At 67.0% G+C, this 25,672-nt stretch carries 16 protein-coding genes and 7 pseudogenes; 14 read left to right on the forward strand and 9 right to left on the reverse strand.

What is annotated here, in order from left to right; all coding sequences use genetic code 11:
• Nucleotides 1-19 precede the first annotated feature (19 nt).
• Nucleotides 20-951, forward strand: a pseudogene (locus C9F11_RS44630) (IS5 family transposase).
• Here the strand turns inward: C9F11_RS44630 and C9F11_RS44635 are convergent.
• The 5 genes and pseudogenes from C9F11_RS44635 to C9F11_RS44655 form a co-directional block, all read right to left on the reverse strand.
• On the reverse strand, nucleotides 914-2,053 hold the full coding sequence (locus C9F11_RS44635) for an IS701 family transposase (protein WP_249402340.1): 1,140 nt from the start codon (nucleotides 2,051-2,053) through the stop codon (nucleotides 914-916). The pseudogene C9F11_RS44630 and the gene C9F11_RS44635 sit on opposite strands and share 38 nt — an antisense overlap.
• A gap of 54 nt (nucleotides 2,054-2,107) precedes the next feature.
• A pseudogene (locus C9F11_RS44640) lies at nucleotides 2,108-3,121 on the reverse strand (transposase); the annotation flags it as partial.
• 32 nt (nucleotides 3,122-3,153) lie between these two features.
• Complete coding sequence (locus C9F11_RS44645) at nucleotides 3,154-3,729, reverse strand: IS630 family transposase (RefSeq protein WP_138968161.1); 576 nt, start codon at nucleotides 3,727-3,729, stop codon at nucleotides 3,154-3,156.
• Nucleotides 3,726-4,241, reverse strand: a complete 516-nt coding sequence (locus C9F11_RS44650; protein WP_138968163.1) for a winged helix-turn-helix domain-containing protein — start codon at nucleotides 4,239-4,241, stop codon at nucleotides 3,726-3,728. The genes C9F11_RS44645 and C9F11_RS44650 overlap by 4 nt, the downstream gene beginning before the upstream one ends.
• A 90-nt stretch (nucleotides 4,242-4,331) precedes the next feature.
• Nucleotides 4,332-5,432: a helix-turn-helix domain-containing protein gene (locus C9F11_RS44655; protein WP_346347496.1), complete on the reverse strand. Its 1,101-nt coding sequence runs from the start codon at nucleotides 5,430-5,432 to the stop codon at nucleotides 4,332-4,334.
• A gap of 170 nt (nucleotides 5,433-5,602) precedes the next feature.
• Between C9F11_RS44655 and C9F11_RS44660 the strand changes: the two genes are divergently transcribed.
• The 4 genes and pseudogenes from C9F11_RS44660 to C9F11_RS44675 all read left to right on the forward strand — a co-directional run bounded on the left by C9F11_RS44660 (nucleotide 5,603) and on the right by C9F11_RS44675 (nucleotide 9,117).
• Nucleotides 5,603-5,929: a hypothetical protein gene (locus tag C9F11_RS44660; RefSeq protein ID WP_138968165.1), complete on the forward strand. Its 327-nt coding sequence runs from the start codon at nucleotides 5,603-5,605 to the stop codon at nucleotides 5,927-5,929.
• A 607-nt stretch (nucleotides 5,930-6,536) separates the two neighbouring features.
• Complete coding sequence (locus C9F11_RS44665; protein ID WP_138968167.1) at nucleotides 6,537-7,091, forward strand: Uma2 family endonuclease; 555 nt, start codon at nucleotides 6,537-6,539, stop codon at nucleotides 7,089-7,091.
• Nucleotides 7,092-7,226: 135 nt separating this feature from the next.
• A pseudogene (locus C9F11_RS44670) lies at nucleotides 7,227-7,691 on the forward strand (transposase); the annotation flags it as partial.
• 250 nt (nucleotides 7,692-7,941) lie between these two features.
• Nucleotides 7,942-9,117, forward strand: a complete 1,176-nt coding sequence (locus C9F11_RS44675) for a 3-oxoacyl-[acyl-carrier-protein] synthase III C-terminal domain-containing protein (protein WP_138968169.1) — start codon at nucleotides 7,942-7,944, stop codon at nucleotides 9,115-9,117.
• A 1,175-nt stretch (nucleotides 9,118-10,292) separates the two neighbouring features.
• On the opposite strand, the pseudogene C9F11_RS44680 reads toward C9F11_RS44675, so the two are convergent.
• Nucleotides 10,293-11,224, reverse strand: a pseudogene (locus C9F11_RS44680) (IS5 family transposase).
• 55 nt (nucleotides 11,225-11,279) lie between these two features.
• Nucleotides 11,280-12,623 (reverse strand): IS630 family transposase, encoded by a 1,344-nt coding sequence (locus tag C9F11_RS44685; protein WP_212767953.1) that lies wholly within the window; start codon nucleotides 12,621-12,623, stop codon nucleotides 11,280-11,282.
• A gap of 106 nt (nucleotides 12,624-12,729) precedes the next feature.
• Here C9F11_RS44685 and C9F11_RS44690 point away from each other — a divergent pair, with 106 nt between their 5' ends.
• From C9F11_RS44690 to C9F11_RS44720, 8 genes and pseudogenes are all read left to right on the forward strand, one after another.
• A complete protein-coding gene (locus C9F11_RS44690; protein ID WP_138968163.1) occupies nucleotides 12,730-13,245 on the forward strand; it encodes a winged helix-turn-helix domain-containing protein in 516 nt (171 codons plus the stop codon).
• Entirely contained in the window at nucleotides 13,242-13,817 is a 576-nt protein-coding gene (locus C9F11_RS44695; protein WP_138968161.1) for an IS630 family transposase, read from the forward strand. The genes C9F11_RS44690 and C9F11_RS44695 overlap by 4 nt, the downstream gene beginning before the upstream one ends.
• 131 nt (nucleotides 13,818-13,948) lie before the next feature.
• A pseudogene (locus C9F11_RS49320) lies at nucleotides 13,949-14,446 on the forward strand (transposase); the annotation flags it as partial.
• Between the two features lie 861 nt (nucleotides 14,447-15,307).
• Nucleotides 15,308-16,510: an IS110 family transposase gene (locus C9F11_RS44705; RefSeq protein ID WP_138968177.1), complete on the forward strand. Its 1,203-nt coding sequence runs from the start codon at nucleotides 15,308-15,310 to the stop codon at nucleotides 16,508-16,510.
• A 118-nt stretch (nucleotides 16,511-16,628) separates the two neighbouring features.
• A complete protein-coding gene (locus tag C9F11_RS44710) occupies nucleotides 16,629-17,387 on the forward strand; it encodes a transposase (RefSeq protein ID WP_138968179.1) in 759 nt (252 codons plus the stop codon).
• A gap of 1,525 nt (nucleotides 17,388-18,912) precedes the next feature.
• A complete protein-coding gene (locus tag C9F11_RS44715) occupies nucleotides 18,913-20,406 on the forward strand; it encodes a trypsin-like serine protease (protein WP_138968181.1) in 1,494 nt (497 codons plus the stop codon).
• Between the two features lie 379 nt (nucleotides 20,407-20,785).
• Nucleotides 20,786-20,917 carry a hypothetical protein gene (locus tag C9F11_RS49820; protein WP_269078166.1) on the forward strand — a complete coding sequence of 44 codons (132 nt, stop codon included), beginning with the start codon at nucleotides 20,786-20,788 and terminating at the stop codon, nucleotides 20,915-20,917.
• A 63-nt stretch (nucleotides 20,918-20,980) separates the two neighbouring features.
• Nucleotides 20,981-22,197 (forward strand): annotated as a pseudogene (locus tag C9F11_RS44720) (IS3 family transposase).
• Here C9F11_RS44720 and C9F11_RS44725 read toward each other — a convergent pair.
• Together C9F11_RS44725 and C9F11_RS44735 are read right to left on the reverse strand one after the other, a co-directional pair.
• A complete protein-coding gene (locus tag C9F11_RS44725) occupies nucleotides 22,190-22,852 on the reverse strand; it encodes a transposase (protein ID WP_138968183.1) in 663 nt (220 codons plus the stop codon). The pseudogene C9F11_RS44720 and the gene C9F11_RS44725 sit on opposite strands and share 8 nt — an antisense overlap.
• A gap of 765 nt (nucleotides 22,853-23,617) precedes the next feature.
• Nucleotides 23,618-23,821, reverse strand: coding sequence for a transposase (locus C9F11_RS44735; protein ID WP_249402341.1), 204 nt, complete (start codon nucleotides 23,819-23,821; stop codon nucleotides 23,618-23,620).
• 196 nt (nucleotides 23,822-24,017) lie between these two features.
• On the opposite strand from C9F11_RS44735, the pseudogene C9F11_RS44740 reads away from it, so the two are divergent.
• Nucleotides 24,018-25,664 (forward strand): annotated as a pseudogene (locus C9F11_RS44740) (IS1182 family transposase).
• Nucleotides 25,665-25,672 lie beyond the last annotated feature (8 nt).

A 25,672-nucleotide genomic window follows, 5' to 3' on the forward strand; every position in this document is an offset into this window, starting at 1 on the left:
TTGGGGTCAGGCTGGGTGTATGGGTCGTGGGGATTTGACGAATGCGGAGTGGGATCGCCTGGAGTCGCTCCTGCCTCGTGGTGGTGCGCGTGGAGGCCGGTGGAGTGACCATCGGCGGGTGATCAACGGGGTGTTGTATCGGGTGCGGACGGGTGTGCAGTGGCGGGACCTGCCGGAGCGGTTCGGACCGTGGGAGACGGTCTACAAACGTCATCGCCGCTGGTCGGCGGACGGAACGTGGGCGATGCTGCTGTCTCGCGCCCAGGCGGCCGAGGACGCAGAGGGCCGGATCGACTGGGACATCTCGGTGGACTCCACCACGGTGCGGGCGCACCAGCATGCTGCCGGCGCGAGGAAAGCCCCCTCGGCCCCGCCCCCTCAAAAGGGGGCGGGGCGGGGTACGAACCAGGTCGATCCGGTGGTGCGGAAACTGGTCGTCCGGCTGGAGGAGGTGGTCCGCTCGGCGAATGCCTGGGACGTTCCCGCGGCGGGTTCACCACCAAAATCCACCTCGCTGCCGACGGACGATGCAGACCCCTCACCTTTGTCCTGACACCCGGACACTACGGTGACGGGCCTCAGTTCGAGCGGGTGCTGAGCCAGATTTCCGTGCCCCGCAGCGGAGTTGGGCGGCCACGGAGCCGCCCCGATCACGTGCTGGCCGACAAGGCCTACACGTCCCGGAAGAACCGCCGTTACCTGCGACGACGCGGAATCCGGCACACCATCCCCGAACGCCTCGACCAGCAAAGACACCGGCGAAACCGAGGTTCCCGCGGCGGTCGGCCCACCGGATTCGACAGCGAGCGTTACAAGAAGCGCAACACCGTTGAACGGGCCATCAACCGCCTCAAGGGCTTCCGCGCCGTCGCAACCCGCTACGAGAAACGCGGCTACATCTACCTCGGCACCATCACCCTCGCAGCCCTCGCCATCTGGCTTCGCACGTGATCCGAGAAACAGTGCCTAGGGCGGTCTTCAGTTCGCGGTAGTCGTGCTCGATGCGCCAGCGTGTCTTGGCCAGCCGGACCAGGACACTGGGCGGGAGGTCGGCGGGCAGGTTGGACAGCCAGTACCTGACCGGCTCGTCGGCGTCCGGGGGCCACTGGGCGATCAGCCAGCGCAGGGAGAGGGTGCCGTCGGCGGCGGGCCGGGGGCGGCGCCCGGCCGGGCGGACGCGAAGGAGTACGAACCGGGACCGCATACGGTCTTTGGAGCCGTGGCGCCAGGTGATGGTGACGGCCTGGCGGCGGCCGGCGGTCAGCACATGGCCGCGCAGGCTGAGCGGACGGGTGCGGTAGCGGGACAGCGGGCGTGGTCTCCGCCCGCCATAGGGCGGTGTCACCGGCTGGGCGTCCGCCGCATAGGCCGTCAGCTCGCCTTTGACCTGGAGCACGTAGGCCAGGTGCCGTTCCTCCAGCCCGGTGCGGAAGGCGGCGTTGCTGCCGTAGGCGGCATCCGCGGTCACCACTGGCGGCCGCAGTCCGGTCCCGGCCAGGTCATCCAGCATGTCCAGCGCCAGCTGCCACTTGGGCCGGTGACGCACCATGGGCGGGATCCGGCAGCGCCGGCGCCGCTCGGCGGCCGCTGGCCCGTCCCAGCACGCAGGCACGAACAGCCGCCAGGCCAGCGGGCAGGAAGCGGCATCGGTGGCCGCGTGCACGCTCACCGCGACCTGGCAGTTGGCCTTCTTGCCCAGCGTGCCGCAGTACTGCACTGCCACCGCCGGCGAGTGATCACCATCCTTGGGGAAGGCGGTGTCATCCACCACCCACACTTCCGGACAGACCGCGGCCACCGCCCGCCTGGCCAGCCGCCGCTGAACCACAGCGGCCAGCCAGGTCGACGACGTGACGAACTGCTGCAACCGCTGGTGATCAACACCGAGGCGGCGGGCCATCGGCTGCATCGACTTGCGCCGCCCGTCCAGCAGCAGGCCCCGCAGATACAACCCGCCCTTGGCCCGCTGGTCCGACCGCACCAGCGGAGCGAACACCTCCGCCGCGAACTCCTCCAACCGGTCCCGGCACCCGGCAAGCTCCTCCGGAGTCATACCCCCAGCCAACAACCAACCCCGAACTACGCCAACCCACCTAACAAAGTCCTACTCGACGGTGTCGAGCAAGGAGAGCTGGGCGCCGGGGTGCGGGCGTTCACGGCGCACGATGATCCGGGTTCCGGCCGGATAGCCCACCAGGCTGACCATGCCGGTCAGCTCGGCGGCCTCGGCGCCCTCGCGCAGGCTGCCGTCCTGGTCGAGGGCCGGATGCCACAACCGGTCGGGAACAGCGCGAATCGCCCTGCGGATGGGCTCGGTGACGGCATGGCCAACCGAAAAGAACGTACGTATCCCGCGCTCGCGCAGGTCACGGATGTGCGCGAGGAACAGCTTGGAGCATCCGGCGCTGTCGGTGCGGATCAGGATGTCGGTGCCGTGCCGGTGGGCGTCGGGGAGCTGAGCGAGGGCATCGTCGAGCACGGTGATGTGATCGCTCGCGGTGTTCGCCCCGGCGTTTCCGGGACGCAGTCGTCCGGCCAGGGCACCGCGGGTGCTGGCCGGGAAGCACAGCAGCGGGTGGTAGCCGAAGCCGCCCTTGTATGCCGGCGCGGTGTCCTGCTTCTCGGAATGGCAGGTCACCAGGGTGGCATCGAGGTCCAGCACGAGACCGGGCACCTCGCGTCCGCCGGCTCGTACTGTGGGAATGCCTTCGCCGCTCTCGGCGGCCTGCAGCCAGGCTATCTCCCGGGCCTGGGCGCGAGCTGTCCGCACCCGGGTGAGCACCTTGTCGTCGATTTGGGCGAGCAGCCGCCAGGCGGTGGCTGTGGACGCCACCGGTCCGAACACCTCGCCCTGGTCCCGCAGTACCGCGAGATCGGTGATCGTCTCGCCGCCGTCGGCGATCATCACCGCAAGGTCCACGGCGACCCGGCCGGGATCGTGGCCGGTCCCGCGTGGCCGCAGCGAACCCAGCACGCTCGAGTACGCCGCCGTCAGTCCCGTCGCATCGGCGAGATCCACGAGCAGGCGTGCCCCGGCATGCCCGACCACCCCCGAACCGTCCGCCGTGACATGGACCTTGGGACGCGAACCGATAGCCTTCACGCAGAAAGTGCCTTCCAACCGAGACAGCAGAGACCCTACTGAGTTTTTCGTTAGTTCTGTGGTGGTTTGGGATGGAGTGTTAGTCCGGTATGGGTGAGGAAGGACCACGGGAGTTGTTCGTTGGAGCAGATCCGGTGGATGCCGCTTTCGGCGGCGTCGGCGATGTCGGCGAGGTGGTCGCCGGCGAGGTTGGCCAGCTCGCGGGTCTTGATGGCCGACCACAGCAGTTCCACCGGGTTGAGTTCGGGTGCGTAGGCCGGTAGCCGCTCCAGGGTCAACCAGTCCTGTTCGGCCGCCCAGGCCCGCATGTCCCGACTCCGGTGGGCCGACAGTCCGTCCCACACCAACACCACCGATTCGCCAGCGTAGAAGGCCTTGACCTGTTCCAGCACCTCGTTCAAGGAAGTGGTGTTGCAGCTGCCGGGTTTGAGGTGGAAGCACATTCGCGGGCCGCGTTCGGGGTCCGCGGCGTGGTAGCCCAGCGCGGCGGCCATCCCGGCGCGCTTCCAGTTCAGCCGGTGCCGCAGGATGGGAGTGTGCCCGCGGGGTGCGTAGGTGCGGCGTACCTGGGGCAGCAGCGACACGCCTGATTCGTCGAAGAATACGATCCAGGCACGTTTCTTCACCGCCCCATTTTGATGCGTGGCCACTCCTTGGCGACCCATCGGGCGATCTCGGGCTCGTCCCGCTCGACGGCCTGACGTCGGGGACGCTGCAGACTCCACCCCAGCCGCCCGGTCAGCAGCCGCCACACGGATGCCCGGGCCAGCCTCACCCCGGTCACCCGCTCCACCAGCACGCCGACCCGTTCCAGGGTCCACAGATCCGCCTCGAACCCGTGCGCCTGGGCGCCTTGTTCCAACGCGGCCCGCACCAGCCCGACTTGGGGGTCATCCAGCTTGGGCGGCCGGCCGGTGGCAGGCCGCCGCCGCAGAGCTTGAGCTCCACCCTGCTCCCACAGGCGTCTCCACCGGCGCACGCTCTCGGGATGCATCCCCACCATCCGCGCGACCTCGGATGTAGAACGTCCCAGTTCGAACAACTCGACCGCGCGCATGCGACGGGCCTCGGCCAACTGCGGCCGCGTCAAAGGCAGAACGGAGACATCGGAAACAACAGCCTGCGACTCGGAAGACACACCAGCATGCTCACACCGCCGAAGCCCCTGCACCCACAGAACCAACGAAAAACTCAGTAGTGCCGTGACCGTAAGTCCTTCGGGGGTTGATCATGCTGCCAGTGCGACGGAGGATTCTTCGTGGTGATCGGCGGTGTGCCGGTCGAGCCTGGCCAGCAGATCGTCCAGGTCGGTGGTGGTGAACTTCCACTGGAACGGCTGTACTGTGGCGTTGTAGCGGTCTTCGAATGCTCGGAGCCGGTCCCTGACCTCGGCGAGGTCGGTGAAGTCGTTGGGTGAGACGACCTTGCGCTGCACGACGGAGAAGTAGATCTCGATCTGGTTCAGCCAGGAGGCGTGTACCGGGTGTGGACCATGGCCGCGTTCGGGAACGCTGCGGTCAGCCGGTCGGCGGCTTTCTGGCCGCGGTGGGAGGAGCCGTTGTCCACGATCCAGAACACGCGCTTGGCGCTGGCATAGGGCTCGGTGCGCATGACCTGGGTGACCAGGTTCATGAACGGGACGATGCCGGTGCGTTCTTCGGTACGGCCGAACACCTTCGCGGCGTGGACGTCGTAGGCGGCGAGGTAGGCGAGTGCGCCGCCGCGCCGGTAGGTGTGTTGACGCGCATCGCCCTCGCTTTCCCGGGCGGAAGAGTGGGGTGGCAGCGGAAGCGGGCCTGGATGGAGGTTTCTCGTCCGCGCTGATGACGTACTCGTCCTCGCCCAGCGGCGTGCCCTCGAAAATGCGGGCGTACAGGTCAAGGACGCGCTTGGCCTTGGGGCGGAAGTCCGGGTCGGTGATGAAGATCCAGGACTGGTGCTGCCACGGCTTGAGCGCGTCGGCCCTGAGCCAGCGGCGCACGGTGGAGGCCGATACGAAGGCGACGATGCCCCGCGCGATGGCCTCACGGGCCAGCTCCGGGCACGACCAGCGCGAGATCGGCACCCCGCTCTCGGCGGGGAGACGGCAGGCCACGGCCTTGACCCCGGCGGCCTGCACCGGCGTGAACGAGGCCGGGCGGCCGCAGCGTTCACGGTCCTTCAGTCCGGGCAGGCCCGCCCGGGCAAACCGGCCCCGCCAGCGGCGCACGGTGTCCAGGTGCAGCCCCGTCTCCCGCGCGATACGCGCATTGGAGCGTCCACGCGCGGCATGCAGCACCACCTGAGCGCGCACCCGCAGCCGGTGCTCGGTCCTGTGACCGTAGGCCATCTTCTTCAACCGCTCACGCTCGGCGGAGCTCGGGGCTATCGGACAGGCCGGGGCAACAGGCATGGCGGACCGATCGTCAAGTGGATCAAGAACAGGCCCAGCCTGCCCCGCCCGCCGCCCGGGCGGGCCCGCCACACCGCAGCGGGCGACGGTCGGGCAGGATGACCGCCATGCCCACACCGCCGCCCTCCACCAAGACCTCCCTCGCCCAGCGGCTGTCCGCCCGCGCGCGCACCGCCTGGCCCCAGCTGGCCTCGGTGCACGTGCGTCACCGCGGCGCCTTCGCCTACGCCGACGGCGAGCTGCCCGGCGGCGACGTGATCAAACTGATGCGCCTGCCCTACGGCGGCTCCGCCAGTACCTGGGGCTTCGCTCTCTACCTCGCCAGCACCGACACCTACCAGGACACGCTCCTGCCCACCGGCACCTTCGCCGGCACACCCGAAGACGCCCTGGACTGCGCCTGCGGCCTCTACCTCACCGGCCCGGATCTGTAACACCCCGCACCCGCACACATCACGCCCCACCGTCAACCCCCGAAGGACTTACGGGCGCGACCACTTAGACACCACGATGATCACGAAGCCCGCGCCTGTCCTGCTCTACGCCGACCGGCCCGTGCTCAACCAACCACGCAACCAGGGAACTTGCACAAGCCCTGGCGGCGAAGCGGTACGGTGCCCCGTGGCTGAGGCAGGTCACCGAGGGCTGGTTCGGCGTGCAGCATCGGACCGACGAAGACCGGCACTCCTGGACCGAGCGGCTTATTCAGCTGTGCGCTGCGCTGCGCCCGGAGCACCGCGGTGGCAGCTACTGGTGGCCGGAGTCTGGACCCAGATGGACGTCGAGCTCCGACGGGCGCAGCTGGAGAGGCTGAGCCCGCCGCTGCTCTGCAGCCTGCCGGCGGTCGGCACAAAGCTGTGCGACCGGATTCCTGACGGCGCTGCACCTGGCCGGACACGGTCCTTGAGGCCCTGCTGCCGCTGCGGCGTGGCACAGGAACGGGCGGGCGCGCCCCTGGGCGGAGTCGGTCCAGGGGCCTGGACCCTCGTGGCGCTTTCGTACCTTGACCGTATTCTGGGGTGTGACGGGAAGGAGCAGTTGATGAGCGTCGATGCGATCATGCACACCGAGTTTCCCGAGGGTTACACGGTCTTCTTCGGCGTGGACGGGAAGGTGATCATGACCCCGCAGAGCTTCGAGCACTCCAGCACGATCAAGTCGTTGCTGTACGACACGATCGTGTCTCTGGGACGTCACGCGAAGACCGCCTCCGACGTCTACATCGACTTTCCTGCCGACGAGAATTCCGCCCCCGACCTGGCGATCCTGCGTGAGGACGCGCGGAAGCAGGGCAAGCGCTACAGCTTCGAGGACGTCCTGCTGATCGCCGAGGTGGTCTCGGTCTCCTCCGCACGCAAGGACTACGACGACTGCACTGCCAAGTACGGCCGCTACGGCATTCCGGTCTACGTGATCGTGGACCCGTACGCCGGGGAGGTCGTCGTCCACACCGAACCCGCCGGGGCCGGCTACATCACGGCACGCACCCACCCCTACGGCACCGGCAAGCTCCCCATCGAGCTGGCCGACGGGCGGACCTTCACCCTCGACCTGGACGAGCTGCCCCGGCCCGAACCGGAGACGGGTACCCGCTGAAGGAGCCGCCCGTGAACGGAGACGGCTGAGATTTGCTGCAAACCCCTTCATGCGATGACCTGGGCAACTTATGAGCAGGGAACTTCCCGTCGACGGCTAACGAAGTGCAAACGGTAATAGGTGTGTGCCCACGATGTGGTGCTGCAGAACCTGCACGGCCTGTCGGACTTCGAGACAGTCCTGGAACTGCGCTGCGACCTGCGATGGAAGGCCGCCTGCAGGCTCGGTTTGCTGGATACGGCCTTCGACCCGTCGCTGCCGACGTACTTCCGGCGCCGCCTGCAGCGCTCAAGGGCACCGGACCGGCTGTTCACCAAGGTCGAAGAGGTCGTGGCGGCCACCGGCGTGCTCAAGGGGAAACACCGGCGTGCCCTGGACTCGACCGTCTTCGATGACGCGGTGGCCGCCCAGGACACCGTCACCCAGCTGATCGCGGCCATCCGGGCCGTGGCCCGCGAAGTCCCCGGCGCTCGCGAGGCCATCGCCGAGTACTGCACCGCCCATGACTATGCCGTCCCGGGCAAATCGAAGATCGCCTGGAACGACGAGGCGGCCCGTGCCGCCCTGGTTGACGCGCTGGTCACCGATGCCCACCGGGTGAGGTGGCGAACCGCACGCTGGGTGCGCGCGGGTGGTGCGCCTTTCGAGGTGAACGCGCCTGGTTGAGGTGAAATATCCAGGTCATGCTTGAAGGGACAACTGTGCGGGCTTGTGCGTCGCCTGCTTGCCAGCTGTGCCTTCGTCGGCTGGGTCACGTGCGGACATGCATCCGGCTCAGGGGTGTACCTGTGGGGGCCGAAACCGCCAGGAGGGTTCGTCAATGAGTTTTGTGAGTGCGGGACCGATCGCGATGGCGGGTTATCTCCCCGCGAAGAAACTGCTGGCTGACGGGGTGGCTGAGCTGGCCGCGGTGCTTCGCGCCCGGACCGCCCTGCCCGAGGAGTACATCGCGGTCATCGAGCAGACCTCGATGCTGCCCGGGCGTGTGGAGACCAATGAGGAGGGCTGGAGCGGTCGGCCGTGGTTCGACGCGTGGCTGCGGGCTCTGCCGGAGAAGAAGAGGGCAGACCCCTTCCAGGGCGCGGTTGAGCGCCGGCGTGTGCCCCTGGACCCGGTATCGGTCCGGGAGTCCCTCCACCCGCATCCGATGCTGCCCTCGGACGCCGAGACCCTGGCCGGAGCCATGGCCCTGCTGAATGCGGGCGTCGACTGGGACGAGGTGGACCTGGTGCTGGTCGCCTCCCAGGTTCCCGACCTGGCCCTGCCCTCGAACGCCTCGCTGGTCCAGCACAAGCTGGGGCTGTCCAACGCAGGCGCCTACGCCCTCGATACGTGCTGTTCGTCGGGGGTGACGATGCTGGAGACTGCCTGCGCGTTGGTCCGCGCTGGCATGAAGCGCAACGTCCTGATCGTCGCCAGCTACATCGACTCCCACGTCACCGACCGGTCGGACTACTTCAGCATCAATACCGGCGACGCTGCCGTCGCCATGCTCATCTCCCGGGTCGAGGACGGCTTCGGCTACATTGCCTCGCACTCCCACAGTCAGGGCAGCCGCCACCAGGGCATCATCTTTGAACGCCGCACCCCCCAGCTGAGCCGCCCCCGTCCCTCGGGCCTGGACCAGGCCCAGCTCTTCACTACCTTCAAAGACCCGAAGATCACCAAAGAGATCGCAGCCCACGCCACACAAGACCTCACCCGTGTCGTGGCACGGACCCTTGGCAAAGCCGGCCTGACCACCACCGACATCGACTTCCTCGTCACCCACCAGCCCGTCGCCTGGGCCCCGAACGCATGGCGCACCGCCCTGGACATCCCCGCCGACCGCTTTCTCGACACCTTCACCGAATACGGCAACATCGCCAACTGCTGCGCCCCGGTGAACCTCCTCGAAGGCGTCCAGCGCGGGCTCGTGGGCAGCAGCGACCGGGTCATGGTCACCTCCTCCGGCGCGGGAGAGAACGTAATCGCCGTGTTCCTGACGGCCCCACCTCAGCTGATCGGCAACTGCCGCCTCGGCTGACCCCCGCCCCGGAACGCGGCCGGCGTGACACCCGGGGCCTCCATGTCCAAGATGATCGTTCCGTAGACGTGCCCCTTCTTCAGAGCGAAATCATCGACACCCAGCACCCGGGGTGCGGCGCCAACGCGCTTGTCCGGAAGCCTGCGTACGAGTCTGCGCAGGGAGGTTCGCACTCGTCGGGATGGACAGGTGCGTGGCGAGCCGGGCGCCCGGCCGACCGGCGAGCGCCAGTGCGATCTTCTCCAGCGAGTGGCGCAGGAACGGTGTGCGCCGTGCGAATCGCTTGGTGAGCCCGTCCACCTGCTCGACCAAACGTGCGGCGACCCCACGCAGTGGCTGGGCAGAGGAACCGTCGCACCAGCAGATCGAGCACGACCTCCCGCCCGGCCGCTGCGAAATCGGCAAGACGCCGCCAGTAAACCGCCATGAACACGGCCGGATAGTGCGCCGCAGTCGGGACAAGCCGCTTCACGCGTCACCGTTCGAGCCACGAGAAGCTGTTTCACATCTTCTTTCCGCACGTCACGGCACTGTGAGGTGCGAACGGTTTCTGGTTTCCGTTCGGTTTGGCGTCGATGGACGGGCAGTCGAACGGCGGGAATGTGGGCGTGTGCGCCCCGCGGTTCGGCCGCTGGCCCTCCGAGGGGCGAACGTCCCCGCCCAGCACCGTTGAGGAGCGCGGGATTTCTCCTGCCCGGCGTGTGCGAGGACCTCGTAGTGGCCCTGTCAGGTGTGGGTCTGCCCGGTGTTTGGGGCCGGCAACCTGGGGGCGGAGGGAACATGGCTGGTTGGAGTGGTGCCCGGCGGGCGTCCCCTGCCGGGCACCGGCCGTCCTTGCGCGCCAGGGCGGCCGAGCTCTATGGAGACCGCCGCCCCGGGGTCTGGATGGTGTCCCTGAGGGGCCCTGCGTTTCCCGGACAGCTGACTATTAGCTAATTCAGGCCGCGATCTGCTGGTTTACGAAGTGCAAACGGTAACAGGTGTGTGCCCACGAGTGGGCACACTTCTCCGGCGGAGGCGGATCGAGGCGGATTCAGGCGGATTCAGGCGGATTCAGGAGGACGGAAAAGTCCGGGTTTTCCGCAAAACCGCAGGTGAGAAGGGTCTCAGTTTCGGGTTCGACTCCCCTGGTGTCCTGCGCCAGAAATCCCGAGGGTTAGGCACTGTTTCTCGGATCACGTGCGAAGCCAGATGGCGAGGGCTGCGAGGGTGATGGTGCCGAGGTAGATGTAGCCGCGTTTCTCGTAGCGGGTTGCGACGGCGCGGAAGCCCTTGAGGCGGTTGATGGCCCGTTCAACGGTGTTGCGCTTCTTGTAACGCTCGCTGTCGAATCCGGTGGGCCGACCGCCGCGGGAACCTCGGTTTCGCCGGTGTCTTTGCTGGTCGAGGCGTTCGGGGATGGTGTGCCGGATTCCGCGTCGTCGCAGGTAACGGCGGTTCTTCCGGGACGTGTAGGCCTTGTCGGCCAGCACGTGATCGGGGCGGCTCCGTGGCCGCCCAACTCCGCTGCGGGGCACGGAAATCTGGCTCAGCACCCGCTCGAACTGAGGCCCGTCACCGTAGTGTCCGGGTGTCAGGACAAAGGTGAGGGGTCTGCATCGTCCGTCGGCAGCGAGGTGGATTTTGGTGGTGAACCCGCCGCGGGAACGTCCCAGGCATTCGCCGAGCGGACCACCTCCTCCAGCCGGACGACCAGTTTCCGCACCACCGGATCGACCTGGTTCGTACCCCGCCCCGCCCCCTTTTGAGGGGGCGGGGCCGAGGGGGCTTTCCTCGCGCCGGCAGCATGCTGGTGCGCCCGCACCGTGGTGGAGTCCACCGAGATGTCCCAGTCGATCCGGCCCTCTGCGTCCTCGGCCGCCTGGGCGCGAGACAGCAGCATCGCCCACGTTCCGTCCGCCGACCAGCGGCGATGACGTTTGTAGACCGTCTCCCACGGTCCGAACCGCTCCGGCAGGTCCCGCCACTGCACACCCGTCCGCACCCGATACAACACCCCGTTGATCACCCGCCGATGGTCACTCCACCGGCCTCCACGCGCACCACCACGAGGCAGGAGCGACTCCAGGCGATCCCACTCCGCATTCGTCAAATCCCCACGACCCATACACCCAGCCTGACCCCAACACCCATGTCACGTCAGGAGATCCGAGAAACAGTGCCTAGTTCTGCTCGGGTTTGTGAGTGTTGGCTCCGACCTTGGCGAGGTGGTCGGCGAGGGAGTTGAGGATCTCGTCGGCGGTCTTGGTCCAGGTGAAGGGCCGCGGGTTCTCGTTCCAGGTGTCGATCCACGCGGTGATGTCGTCCTCCAGGGCCTTCACCGACGTGTGGACGCCCCGGCGGATGAGTTTGTCGGTCAGCAGGCCGAACCACCGCTCGACTTGGTTCATCCAGGAGGAGCCGGTGGGGGTGAAGTGGACGTGGAAGCGGGGGTGTTTGCCCAGCCACGCCTTGATCTCGGCGGTGTTGTGGGTGGCGTAGTTGTCACAGACCAGATGGACGTCGAGGTCGGCCGGCACCGCCTTGTCGATCCGGATCAGGAACTTCTTGAACTCGATGGCCCGGTGGCGGCGGTGCAGTGCCGATATGACGGTGCCGTCGGCGATGTTGAAGGCGGCGAACAGGCTGGTGATGCCGTGCCTGTAGTAGTCGTGGGTACGCCGCTCGGGCATGCCCGGCATTATCGGCAGCACCAGTTGTGACCGGTCCAGCGCCTGGATCTGGGACTTCTCGTCGACGCACAGCACCACCGCCTTCTCCGGCGGGTGGTGGTACAGCCCGACTACATCGACGACCTTCGCGACGAACTGTGGATCGGTGGAGAGCTTGAAGGAATCCTGAAGGTGCGGCTTGAGGTCGAACCGCTTCCAGATCCGCCCGATCGTCGACTTGGACAGTCCCGAGTGCTTCGCCATCGAAGCCCGTGACCAGTGGGTGTCCTTGCCGGGGCTGGACTCCAAAGTCGCCACGATGACGTCCTCGACCCGGTCGAGGAGGATCGAGGGCGGCCGGCCCACCCGGGCCTCATCGGACAGACCGTCAAGACGTTTGACGATGAACCGGGCCCGCCAGCGTTCCACCGTCGATTCGTCGACGCCGAGGTCGGTCGCGGCCTGTCGGTTCGTGCCGCCCTCCGCGCAGCGGAGCACGATTCTTGCGCGCAGCGCCAGGTACTGGGCGGTCCTCGCCCGCCTCTCCCACCGGATGAGCTGATCCCGTTCACCCTCGCTCAGGACCAGGTCGGCCTTCGGCCGACCGATCGGGCCGGTGTCCTCGAGCCCGGCCATCCGCTCCATCGCGAAGGCCCCGCGCCACTTCCGTACCGTCTTGAGCGCAACGCCAACGGCCCGCGCGGCGCCCGCATTCGACATCCCATCGGCACACGCCAGGATGATCCGGGCCCGCTCGGCGGGCCGCCGATCCGGCGACCCCGCCCGCCGCAGCAACTCGACACGCTCGTCCTCGGACATCGTGATCTCCACCGCGGAAGGCCCCGGATGCGACATACCAAGCAGGGTACTTACTAACCCTCGGGATTTCTGGCGCATCACACTACTGAGTTTTTCGTTGGTTCTGTGGGTGCAGGGGCTTCGGCGGTGTGAGCATGCTGGTGTGTCTTCCGAGTCGCAGGCTGTTGTTTCCGATGTCTCCGTTCTGCCTTTGACGCGGCCGCAGTTGGCCGAGGCCCGTCGCATGCGCGCGGTCGAGTTGTTCGAACTGGGACGTTCTACATCCGAGGTCGCGCGGATGGTGGGGATGCATCCCGAGAGCGTGCGCCGGTGGAGACGCCTGTGGGAGCAGGGTGGAGCTCAAGCTCTGCGGCGGCGGCCTGCCACCGGCCGGCCGCCCAAGCTGGATGACCCCCAAGTCGGGCTGGTGCGGGCCGCGTTGGAACAAGGCGCCCAGGCGCACGGGTTCGAGGCGGATCTGTGGACCCTGGAACGGGTCGGCGTGCTGGTGGAGCGGGTGACCGGGGTGAGGCTGGCCCGGGCATCCGTGTGGCGGCTGCTGACCGGGCGGCTGGGGTGGAGTCTGCAGCGTCCCCGACGTCAGGCCGTCGAGCGGGACGAGCCCGAGATCGCCCGATGGGTCGCCAAGGAGTGGCCACGCATCAAAATGGGGCGGTGAAGAAACGTGCCTGGATCGTATTCTTCGACGAATCAGGCGTGTCGCTGCTGCCCCAGGTACGCCGCACCTACGCACCCCGCGGGCACACTCCCATCCTGCGGCACCGGCTGAACTGGAAGCGCGCCGGGATGGCCGCCGCGCTGGGCTACCACGCCGCGGACCCCGAACGCGGCCCGCGAATGTGCTTCCACCTCAAACCCGGCAGCTGCAACACCACTTCCTTGAACGAGGTGCTGGAACAGGTCAAGGCCTTCTACGCTGGCGAATCGGTGGTGTTGGTGTGGGACGGACTGTCGGCCCACCGGAGTCGGGACATGCGGGCCTGGGCGGCCGAACAGGACTGGTTGACCCTGGAGCGGCTACCGGCCTACGCACCCGAACTCAACCCGGTGGAACTGCTGTGGTCGGCCATCAAGACCCGCGAGCTGGCCAACCTCGCCGGCGACCACCTCGCCGACATCGCCGACGCCGCCGAAAGCGGCATCCACCGGATCTGCTCCAACGAACAACTCCCGTGGTCCTTCCTCACCCATACCGGACTAACACTCCACCCCAAACCACCACAGAACTAACGAAAAACTCAGTAGTAGGACTCCGTTAAGAGCATGCGCGGATAGGCGGAGTGTGAGGGGTTGGACGTGGGTGCAGGCACGGACCTGCGCGATCATGTGATTTTCCTACGCTCCGTGATCGTGGAGGCTCCGTGCCTGCGCTCCCGTCATGGCTCACCGGCCCACTCTGGGACCAGTTCCGTGAACTGCTGCCCGTGCGCGGTGAGTTCGTTGCGGACCATCCTCTGGGATGCCACCGCCGTCGGATCGGTGACCGCATCGTCTTCGACAAGATCGTGCAAGTGCTGGTGTTCGGCTGCGGCTACCGCAAGGTGGCCGACGCCTCCTGCTCGGCCACAACGATCCGCATACGGCGCGATGAGTGGATTGCAGCCGGGGTGTTCGAACGCCTGGAACTGATCCTCCTGGACGCCTACGACCGCTTCATCGGCCTGGAACTCTCCCACCTGCCGGTCGACGGCTGCCATACCAAGGCCCCCTGCGGCGGCGAAGTCGCAGGTCCCTCGCCCGTGGACCGGAGCAAGGGCGGTATGAAACGCTCCACCGCCACCGACGCGAACGGCATTCCGCTCGGCGCGGTCACCGCGCCCGGCAATCGGCACGACTCCCCGCTGCTGCGCCCGACACTGAAGCGACTCAGAAGTCTGGCTGTCTCCAGCGGGGACTTCTCTGTTGCCGTCGATATGGCCGGTGCTCTGAGGGGCCCGGAGACTTCCGGGAGCTGGACGGTACGTCGCAAGGATATGGTAGTGACCAAGACCGACGCCGGGCGGATGCGCTGCGGTCCGGTGACCACCACGCCGGCAGCCTCCAGGCCCCACCCGCGGCCCGCGGCCCCACACATCCCCGGGAACCTCCCGCACGATAAGCACACCAGGCAGGCGACAGGCCGTCAGACCCGGGGGTCTGACGGCCTGTCCCGTGACCTCAGGAGAGATCGAGCAGCAAGCACCCCGGCTGGCCGCTGCTGCCAGCGCCAGGCTGCGTGGCCTCGGGGTTCCTGTCGCCTCCCTTACCGCCGGTACCGGAGGCGATACCGGTATCGGGGTTGACGCACTGTTCGGGCACCGGCGCTCCCGCCCAACCACCGGTCCCACCTACCGCAGTACCGGGTTGCCCCGGGAGCTGGACCTGACCGTCGCCTTCCCGGCCGCCGGCCTGAGCACTCTTGAGTTCACTGGCCTGGCAACTCCCCTTCGGGGTGGGATTGTTGGACGAGCCGACCGCCCCCCGTTATCTTCTTCGCGGTCCTGCAAGAGGGCCGCTGGCCTTCGGGTCCGGCATGGCTGTTCCCCCCTGTCGAACGAATGACCTGGGGGGTGGTGCCACCGGGCCCGAGAGGCGCCGCTGGAGACGCTGATGAGAGGTCCGACACCGCCCCGCCGAGCGCAATGCCCGGCACCTGGTGGGCGGCAGGTCTGCATAACGTGGATGCGCGCACGACGCCAACGCCCCGGCCAGCACCGTACGAACCCGTTCGGGAGGACGGCTTGATGGAGTACGACGAGATAGGCGTCTTCCTGGGCCTGGATGTCGGCAAGAGCCACCACCACGGCCACGGCCTCACCCCGGCGGGCAAGAAAGTCTTCGACAAGCAACTCCCCAACACCGAACCGAAGCTGAGGGACGTCTTCGAGAAGCTGAAGACCAAGTTCGGCACCATCCTGGTGATCGTGGACCAGCCCGCCTCGATCGGAGCCCTCCCGCTCACCGTCGCCCGGGACACCGGCTGCAAGGTCGCCTACCTGCCCGGCCTGTCGATGCGGCGGATCGCCGACCTCTACCCCGGCGAGGCCAAGACCGACGCCCGCGACGCGGCCGTGATCGCGGACGCCGCCCGCACCATGCCGCATACCCTGCGCTCGCTGGAACTCACCGACGAGATCACCGCCGAGCTGACCGTCCTCGCCGGGTTCGACCAGGACCTCGCGGCCGAGGCCACCCGCACCAGCAACCGGATCCGCGGCCTGCTCACCCAGTTCCACCCCAGCCTGGAACGCGTCCTTGGACCACGACTCGACCACCAGGCCGTCACCTGGCTCCTGGAACGCTACGGATCACCGTCCGCGCTGCGGAAGGCCGGACGCCGCAGGCTCGTCGAAGTGATCCGGCCCAAGGCCCCGCGCATGGCGGTCCGGCTGATCGACGATGTCTTCGACGCGCTCGACGAACAGACCGTGGTGGTTCCCGGCACCGGCACCCTCGACCTCGTGATCCCGTCGCTGGCCCGCTCGCTCGGCGCCGTCCACGAACAACGCCGGGCGGCAGAAACACAGATCAGCGCCCTGCTGGAGGCGCACCCTCTTTCCCAGGTCCTGACGTCGCTGCCCGGCGTCGGCGTCAGGACCGCCGCCACCTTGCTGGTCACCGTCGGCGACGGGAGCGGCTTCGCCACCTCCGCCCACCTGACCTCCTACGCCGGCCTCGCCCCGGCCACCAAGTCGTCGGGCACCTCGATCCACGGCGAACACGCACCCCAAGGCGGCAACCGCGTCCTGAAACGCGCGATGTTCCTCTCCGCGTTCGCCGCCCTGCACGACCCCGCCTCCCGCACCTACTACGACAAGTGCCGGGCCAGAGGAAAGACCCATACCCAGGCGCTTCTCCGCCTGGCCCGACAACGGATCAACGTGCTCTTCGCGATGCTCCGCGACGGCACCATCTACGAACCGAGAACCCCACGCCTCGCTTGACGAAAGACATAGAGGCCCCCCCGCCGCACCAACTACCGCCCCGCGCCGCCTGGGCGGTCGCGCCGCCGCCCGAGCCCGCCGCACCCACACCGAGATCCATCAGTTACTGGAGCAGGGGATGGCCCTGCGCGCCATCGCCCGCCACCTGGACCTCGACCGCAACGTCGTGCGACGCTTCGCCCGTGCCGTCACCTGGCAACAGGCCGCACCCACCTGGCCACAGCGCGTCGGCATCCTCACCCCCTACCAGGGGCATCTGCACCGCCGATGGAGCGAGGGTCAGCACGATGTCGCCGCGCTGTTCCGCGACCTCGCCGCGCGCGGCTTCGGCGGTAGCGAGCCAACCGTCCGCCTCTACGTGACCAACCACCGCGAGGCCCTCGACCTGGGCCTGCCTCCTCCCGCCCCGGCACGCAGCGCCTTCGAGGTCTCCCGACTGCTGATGAGCAGACCCGACCATCTGACCGAGAACCAGCGCGTCTTCATCAAGGACCTTGGCCAACGCTGCCCGGAGCTGAACACGACCCACCAGCTCATCCGCGCCTTCGCCACCGTCTTCGACAAGCAGCGCCCCGCGCAGCTCGACGACTGGATCCGCCGGGCCCGCACTTGCGGCATCCCCCAACTTCGCAGCTTCACCGCCGGATTGCTCGACGACCTCGACGCGGTCACCGCGGCCGTGACCATGCCCTACAGCTCGGGAGTTGCGGAGGGCAGAATCACGGACCTGAAACTGATCAAAAGGCAGATGGCGGGCCGCGCCGGCATCCGCCTCCTACGCAAGCGCGTCCTGCTCGTTGCGCACTCCCGACGCACACCACCCCAGGACACGGCCGAAGACCCCTGGGCGATCAACGCCAACGAAAATCTTGTATGAGCCAGGAGCTACACCCACCGGAGCTTCGTTGTGTACGAGACGGGGCCACCGGCAGTCGTCACGCCACCGTGACCTGCGCCTTCACCTCACCACCCGGACTTCGCAACAGCCCTGACCCACAAACCGACTGATCACTGGCCAGCAAACCACCGGCAGGAAAATCGGAACGGTTCAGCCTGATACACGTCTGCAACACGACAGTGTGGCCAGGTGGTACGGAGTTGAGCAGGCCCTGACGTCTTAACGACCCAGCGCCGACACAAGGGCCGCGAAAGATTGGCGGCGGTGCGTCACCCGGCGTGCCCATCTCACAGAAGGTGTACGTATGTGGCTCAACCCGCCTCCTTAACGGCCGGGCGATCGGCTTACCCAGCGCAAGCTGCTGGAGCTCATGCTCATCCCTTCGGGCAACGAGGTTGCGTCCAACCGAGCCAGTAGCCGGGCGATGTTCACCGCCAAAGACCTTGGGGATGCGCCACACCGTCTACACCGGCGCGAGTGGCATCGAGGCCACCGTCACCGACCAGCTCAAACCAGCAAGGCAGGCTATGAAGGACCTTACCTTCCGGCAGATCGTCGTTCAGCCCCGCACCGCGGTCCCTGGAACCTCGAACAACCTGAAGAACACCAACACCCTGCTTGGCCACGGCGGTGTGATTGATCTAAAACCGGCTCCTTGGCTCGGGTCAGCGCCCCTATATCACTCCCACCGAAGGAAGCCAGGACGCCCGTAGCCGTAGCCACAAACTGATCACCACCGCACGCGACGCATTGCCCTTCGCCTTCACTGCGAAGGCGTCGGTGCCTTCTGTAATTTGAATGGATCGCTGTCACACATCCGCCATGCTCCCCTGGCTTCAACAGCCTAGCAACTGACAGGCCTATGGGGCGGGTGTAGACGATGGCGGTTCCGTCGGCACATTGGTAGGCCTTGTCCACGAGGATCTCGAGGTCTAGCTGTGTGCAGGTTTCGATGATGGAGCACTGTCACGGGTGCCGTCGGACAGAGTGGTCGAGAGAGCCACAGTAGCCCGCCATCGTCCGGAACGATGATCGGCAGTTTTACCCCTTCGCGGCGGGCATAGAAGGAAGCGGCCCGAGGCAGCGCCCCGGTTGCTCTCGGCGACGGTGATGTTCAGCAGCAGGTAGCCCTTGGCATAACGAAACCGGCCGCGATCTACTCGAAAGTGTCGTACTCGTGCAGTAGATGAGGGTGCACCGCGCCTCATTGTACGGACGAACCGTGCAGCTGCGGCCTGTGTCGCGCCGCGCGATTGCCATCGGCATTGCATACAGCAGGCTATAGAAACCACAAGGTATCTCCGTAGGGATAGCAGTTTGGTGACTCGCTAATCGGCAGGATACCCAGTTCACCACATCCCCGGCGTGCAGTTCGGCGAATTCTAGATAGAAAACTGCACAGTTCCGATCCAATCCCTCAAACAACTACTGTCAAACTGGTTCGAGCTCCCCTATCCGTAAGTTTCTTCATCCACTCAAATCCTGGAGAGAGAGTCCCCAAGTAATGCGTCTTCGTGCCCTTGTCTCAGCGGGAATCGCGCTGAGCGCGTCCGTTTTGGTTGCCGCCCCAGCCCCCGCCATAAGCGGTGGTACTAAATCATCCGCACCTTATGCGTTCATGGGTTCACTACAGCGTCCGGATTCCGCTCGACCTGACGGACACGTGTGTGGCGCTGCTCTCATAGCACCGCAGTGGATGGTTACCGCTGGCCATTGTGTCCGTAACGACGAGGACGTTCTGGTCGGGCATCCGCACGGCTGGAAGGTGCGCATTGGCTCTACCAGTGTTTCCTCCGGTGGTGAACTTATCGAGGTCGACACATTCATTAAGCGCCCTGGCGATTTGCAGGGAAACGACGTAGCTTTGCTCAAGCTGAAGACCTCGGCGAGGGCTCAGCCTGTCAAGCTGGCCACCAGTAAGCCGACGGCAGCAACCCCGACTCGGATCCTGGGCTGGGGTATTACCTGCGATGAGCTGAAACCCAAGTGCTTTCCTGATCACCTGCGTGAGGCTGACACGGTGGTGCAGCCCAGCACCGCTTGCGACGATGTCGGTATCCAGCAGAGCGAGATCTGCGTGGGCAGCCTCGACGGCAAGACCGGTCCGACTAACATGGACTCCGGCGGCCCGGCTATCGTGCGGAGCAATGATAGCTGGATTCTGGCCGGCACCGTCAGCGGGGGCAACACAGGGCAGCAACCTGCTGTATACAGCGCCATCCCGGCCTTCCGGACCTGGATGTACGACGCCATGACGGACAGGCAGCCGTCCCTGGAAGGCGCCGTCGACCTCGATGGCTGCTCCGGTTCAGTGGTGCGCGCGAACAACGCCAAGCCCAGCGACCCCGCACTGTTGCTGACCAACGGCCACTGCGTTACGGGCGACCGGCCCGCGCCCAAGGCCGCAGTGGCGAATCGAGTGGAGAAGCGAAAGGTGACAGTACTCAACCGGACGGGAAAGCCCAAGACAACCGCCGCCACTACTAAACTGGTCTACGCTACGATGACCGGTACCGACGTCGCGCTCTACCAATTGAACAAAACCTACGCCCAGTTGACGGCAGAAGGCGCGAAGGTCTTCAAGCTCGCGGCCATGGGCCCACGGGAAGCCACCCCGCTTGACCTCGTCGCTGGTGGTTTGCGGAAGACTTGGAGCTGCGCGGTGGGCGGCGTGGTGCCAGAGCTTCGTGAGGAGGGATACGCGTTGCGTAACGCGATCCGCTACACCGAGGACTGCCGAGCCGGTGCCGGAGCCTCCGGAGCACCCCTGGTCAACCCGCATACCGGCGCTGTCATTGGGATCCACAATACGACTAACGAATTGGGCAGGGTCTGCACGGCAAGCAACCCGTGCGAGGTCGACAGTCAGGGGCGCAAGACCGTCCACAAGGCACGACGATACGGTCAGCAGACAGCAGGCATCATCCCTTGCCTGACTTCTGGGTCACGGGTCGACCTTTCCCTGCCAAAGTGCACTTTGACGAAGCCGACAACCTGAATGAGCCTCTTTCATTCTGAATAGTCGCAGGCCGGGAAGGAGCCCTTTCCAACCTGACCATGGGGCTGTGGTGTTGGTCGGTGCGGGCCGCACGGAACGATGAAGCTCCTGGTAGACGGGTTCTCGACCAAGGAAGGTAATTCAGAAGTAGTGGATCTTGGGCGGTGGATCGCCGGTGACTGGATCGGCCCCCTCGGCGTAGCGTGTGAACTGCCATGTGTCACGCGCTCGTTCAGGGGGGACCGATGCCCTTCCAACGTACTACGGGTTTGAGTCCGCACCGGTTGTCGTTGCTCATCGGCCGGCCACCGGTCCCCTCCCGGCCTGGGAGGAGACCGGTGGCCGGCCGCACGTGCTGCCGTTGTGGAAAACGGTCATCTTGCTGTGCTTCCTGCTGCGGCACGATGCGGTGCAGGAGATGCCCGGGGAGTTGTTCAGCTGCTCGCAGTCCACGGTCTCGCGCTACACGGCGGTGCTGCGGCCGGTGGTGCGCGACAGCCTGAAGCAGTGAGGCTGATCCTTTGGAGTGGGCACCCTGAGGATGGATCTTGATGGTCCAGGAAGGGATGTCCAGGTGGGACGTAGGTCTGCGTATCCGGAGGAGTTCCGGAGGGACGCCGTCGCCTTGTACCGGGCGGCAGGCGGGAAGCGCATGTATGCAGCAGTGGCGGCCGATGTCGGGGTCACCGGTGAGACGTTGCGTAGTTAGGTGCGGCAGGCGGACGGGGTGGCCGGCCGCGGTCCCCGGAACGAGCAGGCCGCTGAGGGCCAGGACGAGGAACTGGTCCGGCTGCGGGAGGAGAACAAGCGGCTGCGCAGGGCGGAGGCCCAGTGGCAGCTGGAGCGCGAGGTCCTGCGCCGGGCGGCCGCGTATTTCGCTCGCGAGGTGAAGTGAGAACCTGCCGCTGGGACTTCATCTCCGCCCACCGCGCCGCCTTCGGCGTGAAGCGGATCTGCCGGGTGCTCGGGGTGTCCCGTTCCGGCTGCTACCGCCATCTGGCCACCGAGGAGGCCCGTGCCGAGCGTGAGGCCGAGCAGGAACGGACCGTGGCCGAGATCCGCGCCGTCCACCTCGAGCACAACGGTGCCTATGGCGCCCCGCGTATCCACGCCGAACTGCGGGCACAGGGCCGGAAGACCAACCGCAAGCGCGTGACCCGGCTCATGCGGGTCCACGGCATCGTCGGCCGTCACCTGCGCAGGAAGAAGCGGACCACGATCCCCGACCGCACGGCACCGCCGGTTCCGGACCTGGTGCACCGGGACTTCACCGCGTCCGCGCTGAACACCAGGTGGTGCGGTGACGTCACCTACGTCTCGGTGGGATCGTCCTGGCTGTATCTGGCCACGGTGATCGACATCTGTTCACGGCGGGTGGTGGGCTGGTCCATCGCCGATCACATGAGGGCCGAGCTTGTCACCGACGCCGTCGAGATGGCCGTTGCCGCCCGCGGCGGCCGGGTGCACGGCGTTGTCTCTCACACGGACAGGGGCGCCCAATACCAGTCGGCGGTCTTCGCCGAGGTCTGCCGCCGGCACGGCATCCACCGAAGCATGGGCCGGGTCGGCTCGAGTTACGACAATGCCCTCGCCGAATCGTTCTTCCAGGGCCTCAAACGGGAGCTGCTGCACGGACGCCGCTGGACCTCGAAGGCACAGACCCGCCTCGAGCTGTCTCGCTGGCTGACGTACTACAACCGGCGCCGCCGGCACTCCGCCCCCGGCTACCTCACACCAGCCGAGATCGAACAGCAGCTGATCACATCACCTACGCTGTCACACGTCACATGAAACCCGGCGTCCACTCCCGAGGATCAACCTCAATCAGCGACAGACCCCGTTCACCCGTACGCCGACAACTCCTGCTCAACGCCATCGGGATCCCGCGAGCCAGGCCGTGAAGGAGGGGCCTCCCGCTCGGGCAGCAGGTCGACCGGAGCCCGCGTCTCGCATCGATCAGGACGGTGCCGTACTGGTCGTGCCCCTTGCGCAGGGCGAACTCGTCCACCCCGAGCACCCGAGGCGTCTGGGCGGGCGGGTCGGGCAGTGCCATGACCAGGGACAACAAGGTGGTCCGGCTGACCGGCGCTGGGAGCCAGGCCGCGAGGCACTCGCCGGCCCGGCCCGCCAGGGCCACCGCGATCGCGCTCAACAGCCGCTGCAGCAGCGGTGTCCGCCGTCCGTAGCGCACGGTCAGCCCCTCTATCTGCTCGGCGAACGTCACCCGTATGCATCCGGGGGGCGCTGCAGAACAGACGCCGGATGGTGAGCCCGATGCACACCTGCCGACCGACGGCGTTGCGCAGTCCGGGCACACCACCGGCACCTCCCGGGTTCTGGCCACGATGCGCAACACCCCGCCCTCGCAGCCCACTTGCTCCACCAGCACCCCACCCAGGTGCGGCAACACCGCCTCCAGCAACTGCCCACACTTGCCGAGTATCACCCTGCCAGTGACGGAACGTCACCAGCCCACGGAAGCATGATCATCTTCACGGAAATCTTGGCTGCGCCACGATTCGCGCGTCGCCGACACACCCGATCACTTACCGGTGAAGATGCTCGCTTTGGCTGGTCACAGGGGGATTGCACACACACGGCAGAAAGGCCACGGAACGGAACTGTAGCCGCTCGTGGCCCCCTCCGACGTACGGACGCAGGGTGTATTCTTCGCCTGTGCAGCCTGGGCCAGTGAAGACGAGGGCAAATTCATTGGTCCGGTTGAGAGGGCTGTGAGCAGGTGAGTGCTCTTCGGGTAGGTCGGTGCAGGCACCGGTCTTTGGGTCCATCAGTTCTCCATACTGAGGGTTGCCGTCTGAGTCGGTATAGGTGTACCCGAAGTCTCCGGTGGCTGCGGATGCTGGCGACACCCCTGCCATCAGGGCGATCGCTCCGATCGCGGTAGCGACGCAACGGCGTGCACGCATGAGTAGCTCCTTCCCTTGACTCAAAACTCCTTCGCACTCTGCGACCTACCCGGGACTGGCCCCTCCGAGGTACGCCATCGACCCACTACCACTCGAACGCCTCGTTGGTTAGCCCGGACGGCAGCCTACCCAAGTCCACGCTCGCCGCCCGCAGATAGAGTGATGGTGGTAGATACAGCTACTCGGGCACTCGCGGCCGCCGCGCTGGTCCCCGGCGAGCCCGTGGTCGATGCTGCCTCACATCACCCCGACCCGTGTCGAACGCGACCAGCGGGTCCGCGGCATCACCCTTGTGGGGCTGATCGTTCCCGACCACGGCCACCAAGCGTCTCGGCATGCTCGCCGGGCTCCGCGCCGATCCGCGAGGTGGCCTCGGCCTCGATGAGTTCCTGCAGGATCCGCTGGGCCAGAACCCGAACCAACTCGATTCCGTCCGCCGTACGCGGTGACTCCATCAGCCGGAGTAAGTCATGCTGGGACAAGGCCATCGCCGCACCTCTCTCAACGAGCCTCATTGCTCGGAGAGTTGCGCGATGGCTGCCTCATGACCAGGGGCTATGCAGTGATCGCTGCTACACCACCCAGTGGACACCGTTGGTGAATTCAGCGGCGGCCTTCACGTGCTGTTGTCGTGGCGGGATGATGGCCGGAGCGGCGTGGGGGCGCGAGCGTGAGGTGATCAACGTGTCGCTGCGTCCACGTCTGCCGGGCGAGGTTCCGGCCCGGACCGCCGAGGTGGCCCGGCTAGCGTTCCCGAAGGGCTGTCTGTGCATGCGGATCCGGGAGGCGCTCGGGCCGCTGTTCGCCGACAAGGACTTCGTGGATCTGTTCCCGCAGCGAGGTCGACCCGCCTGGCCGCCCCACCAGTTGGCGATCGTTTCGGTGCTCCAGTTCGCGGAGGGCCTGTCGGACCGCCAGGCGGCGGCTGCCCTGCGTGGACGCATCGACTGGAAGTTTCTTCTGGGGCTGGAACTGACCGATCCCGGATTCGACCATTCCGTGCTGAGCGAGTTCCGGGACCGTCTGGTGAATGACCGGGTACCACAGCGGGTGCTGGACCTGGTCCTGGACCGGCTGCGGGAGGCCGGTCTGCTGCCGCGCCCCGGCGGCCAGCGCACCGATTCCACGCATGTCCTGGCTGCGGTGCGACGGCTGAACCGCCTGGAGAACACCGCGGAACACCTGCGCGCCGCCCTGAACGCGCTGGCCGCCGCGGCTCCCGACTGGCTGCTGGGGACTGCGCCGGCCGACTGGTTCGACCGCTACCAGCGGCGCATCGAGGACTATCGCCTGCCTCGCGGCGAGGGCCCGCGCACGCAGTACATGGAGCAGACCGGCCAGGACGGCATCCGGCTGCTGACCGCGATCCACGATCCCGGCGCCCCGTCGTGGCTGCGGCAGATCCCGGCCGTTGAGGCCCTGCGTCGCTACTGGGTCCAGGAGTTCTTCATCACGCAGGACCGGGTGCGGATGCGCGCCCCGAAGGACATGCCGCCCTCCCATGACCGCATCGAGTCCCCCTACGACGGCGAGGCCCGCTACTGCGTCAAGAACGCCACCGAATGGACCGGCTACAAGGTCCATCTGACCGAGACCTGCGACGCGCACTCCCCGCACCTGATCACGCATGTCGTTACGACCGAGGCCACCGTCACCGATGTCGAGGTGACCGAGTCGGTTCACGCCACTCTCGATGGGGCCGGACTGCTGGCCGGGGAGCACTTCGTCGACCGGGGCTATGTCAGCGCCAAACTGCTGGCCACCAGCGTCTCCAGCCACGGCGTGGAACTGACCGGCCCGATCCGCCACGACATCACCTGGCAGGGCAGGGCCAACGAGGGCTTCTCCATCGACGGCTTCCTCATCGACTGGGACACCCGCACGGCCGTCTGCCCGCAAGGGCACCGCAGCGTCCGCTGGAAACCCCACCAGCAGCGGCCCGGCTACTGGCAGTCCGACGTGTTCTTCGCCCGCCACGACTGCGCCGCCTGCCCGGTACGGTCGAAATGCACCCGCTCGAAGACCGAGCCACGCAAACTCTCCCTGGCCCCGCGCGAGGAACACGAAGCGATCCGCGCCAGGCGACAGCTCCAGGAAACCGACCAGTGGCGGAGCCACTAAGCCACCCGAGCCGGCGTCGAAGGCACCCTCGCCCAGGGGTTACGCCGCTGCGGCCTGCGCAGAAGCCGCTTCACCGGCCTGCACAAGACCCGCCTCCAGCACGTACTCACCGCCACCGCCCTCAACCTCATCCGCACGGACGCCTGGCTGACCCAGACCCCACTCGCCAAGACCCGAACCTCACGCTTCACGCGCCTTCGCCCCGCATGAGACACCGC

This window comes from Streptomyces sp. YIM 121038, from assembly GCF_006088715.1.
Taxonomy (GTDB): Bacteria; Actinomycetota; Actinomycetes; order Streptomycetales; family Streptomycetaceae; genus Streptomyces.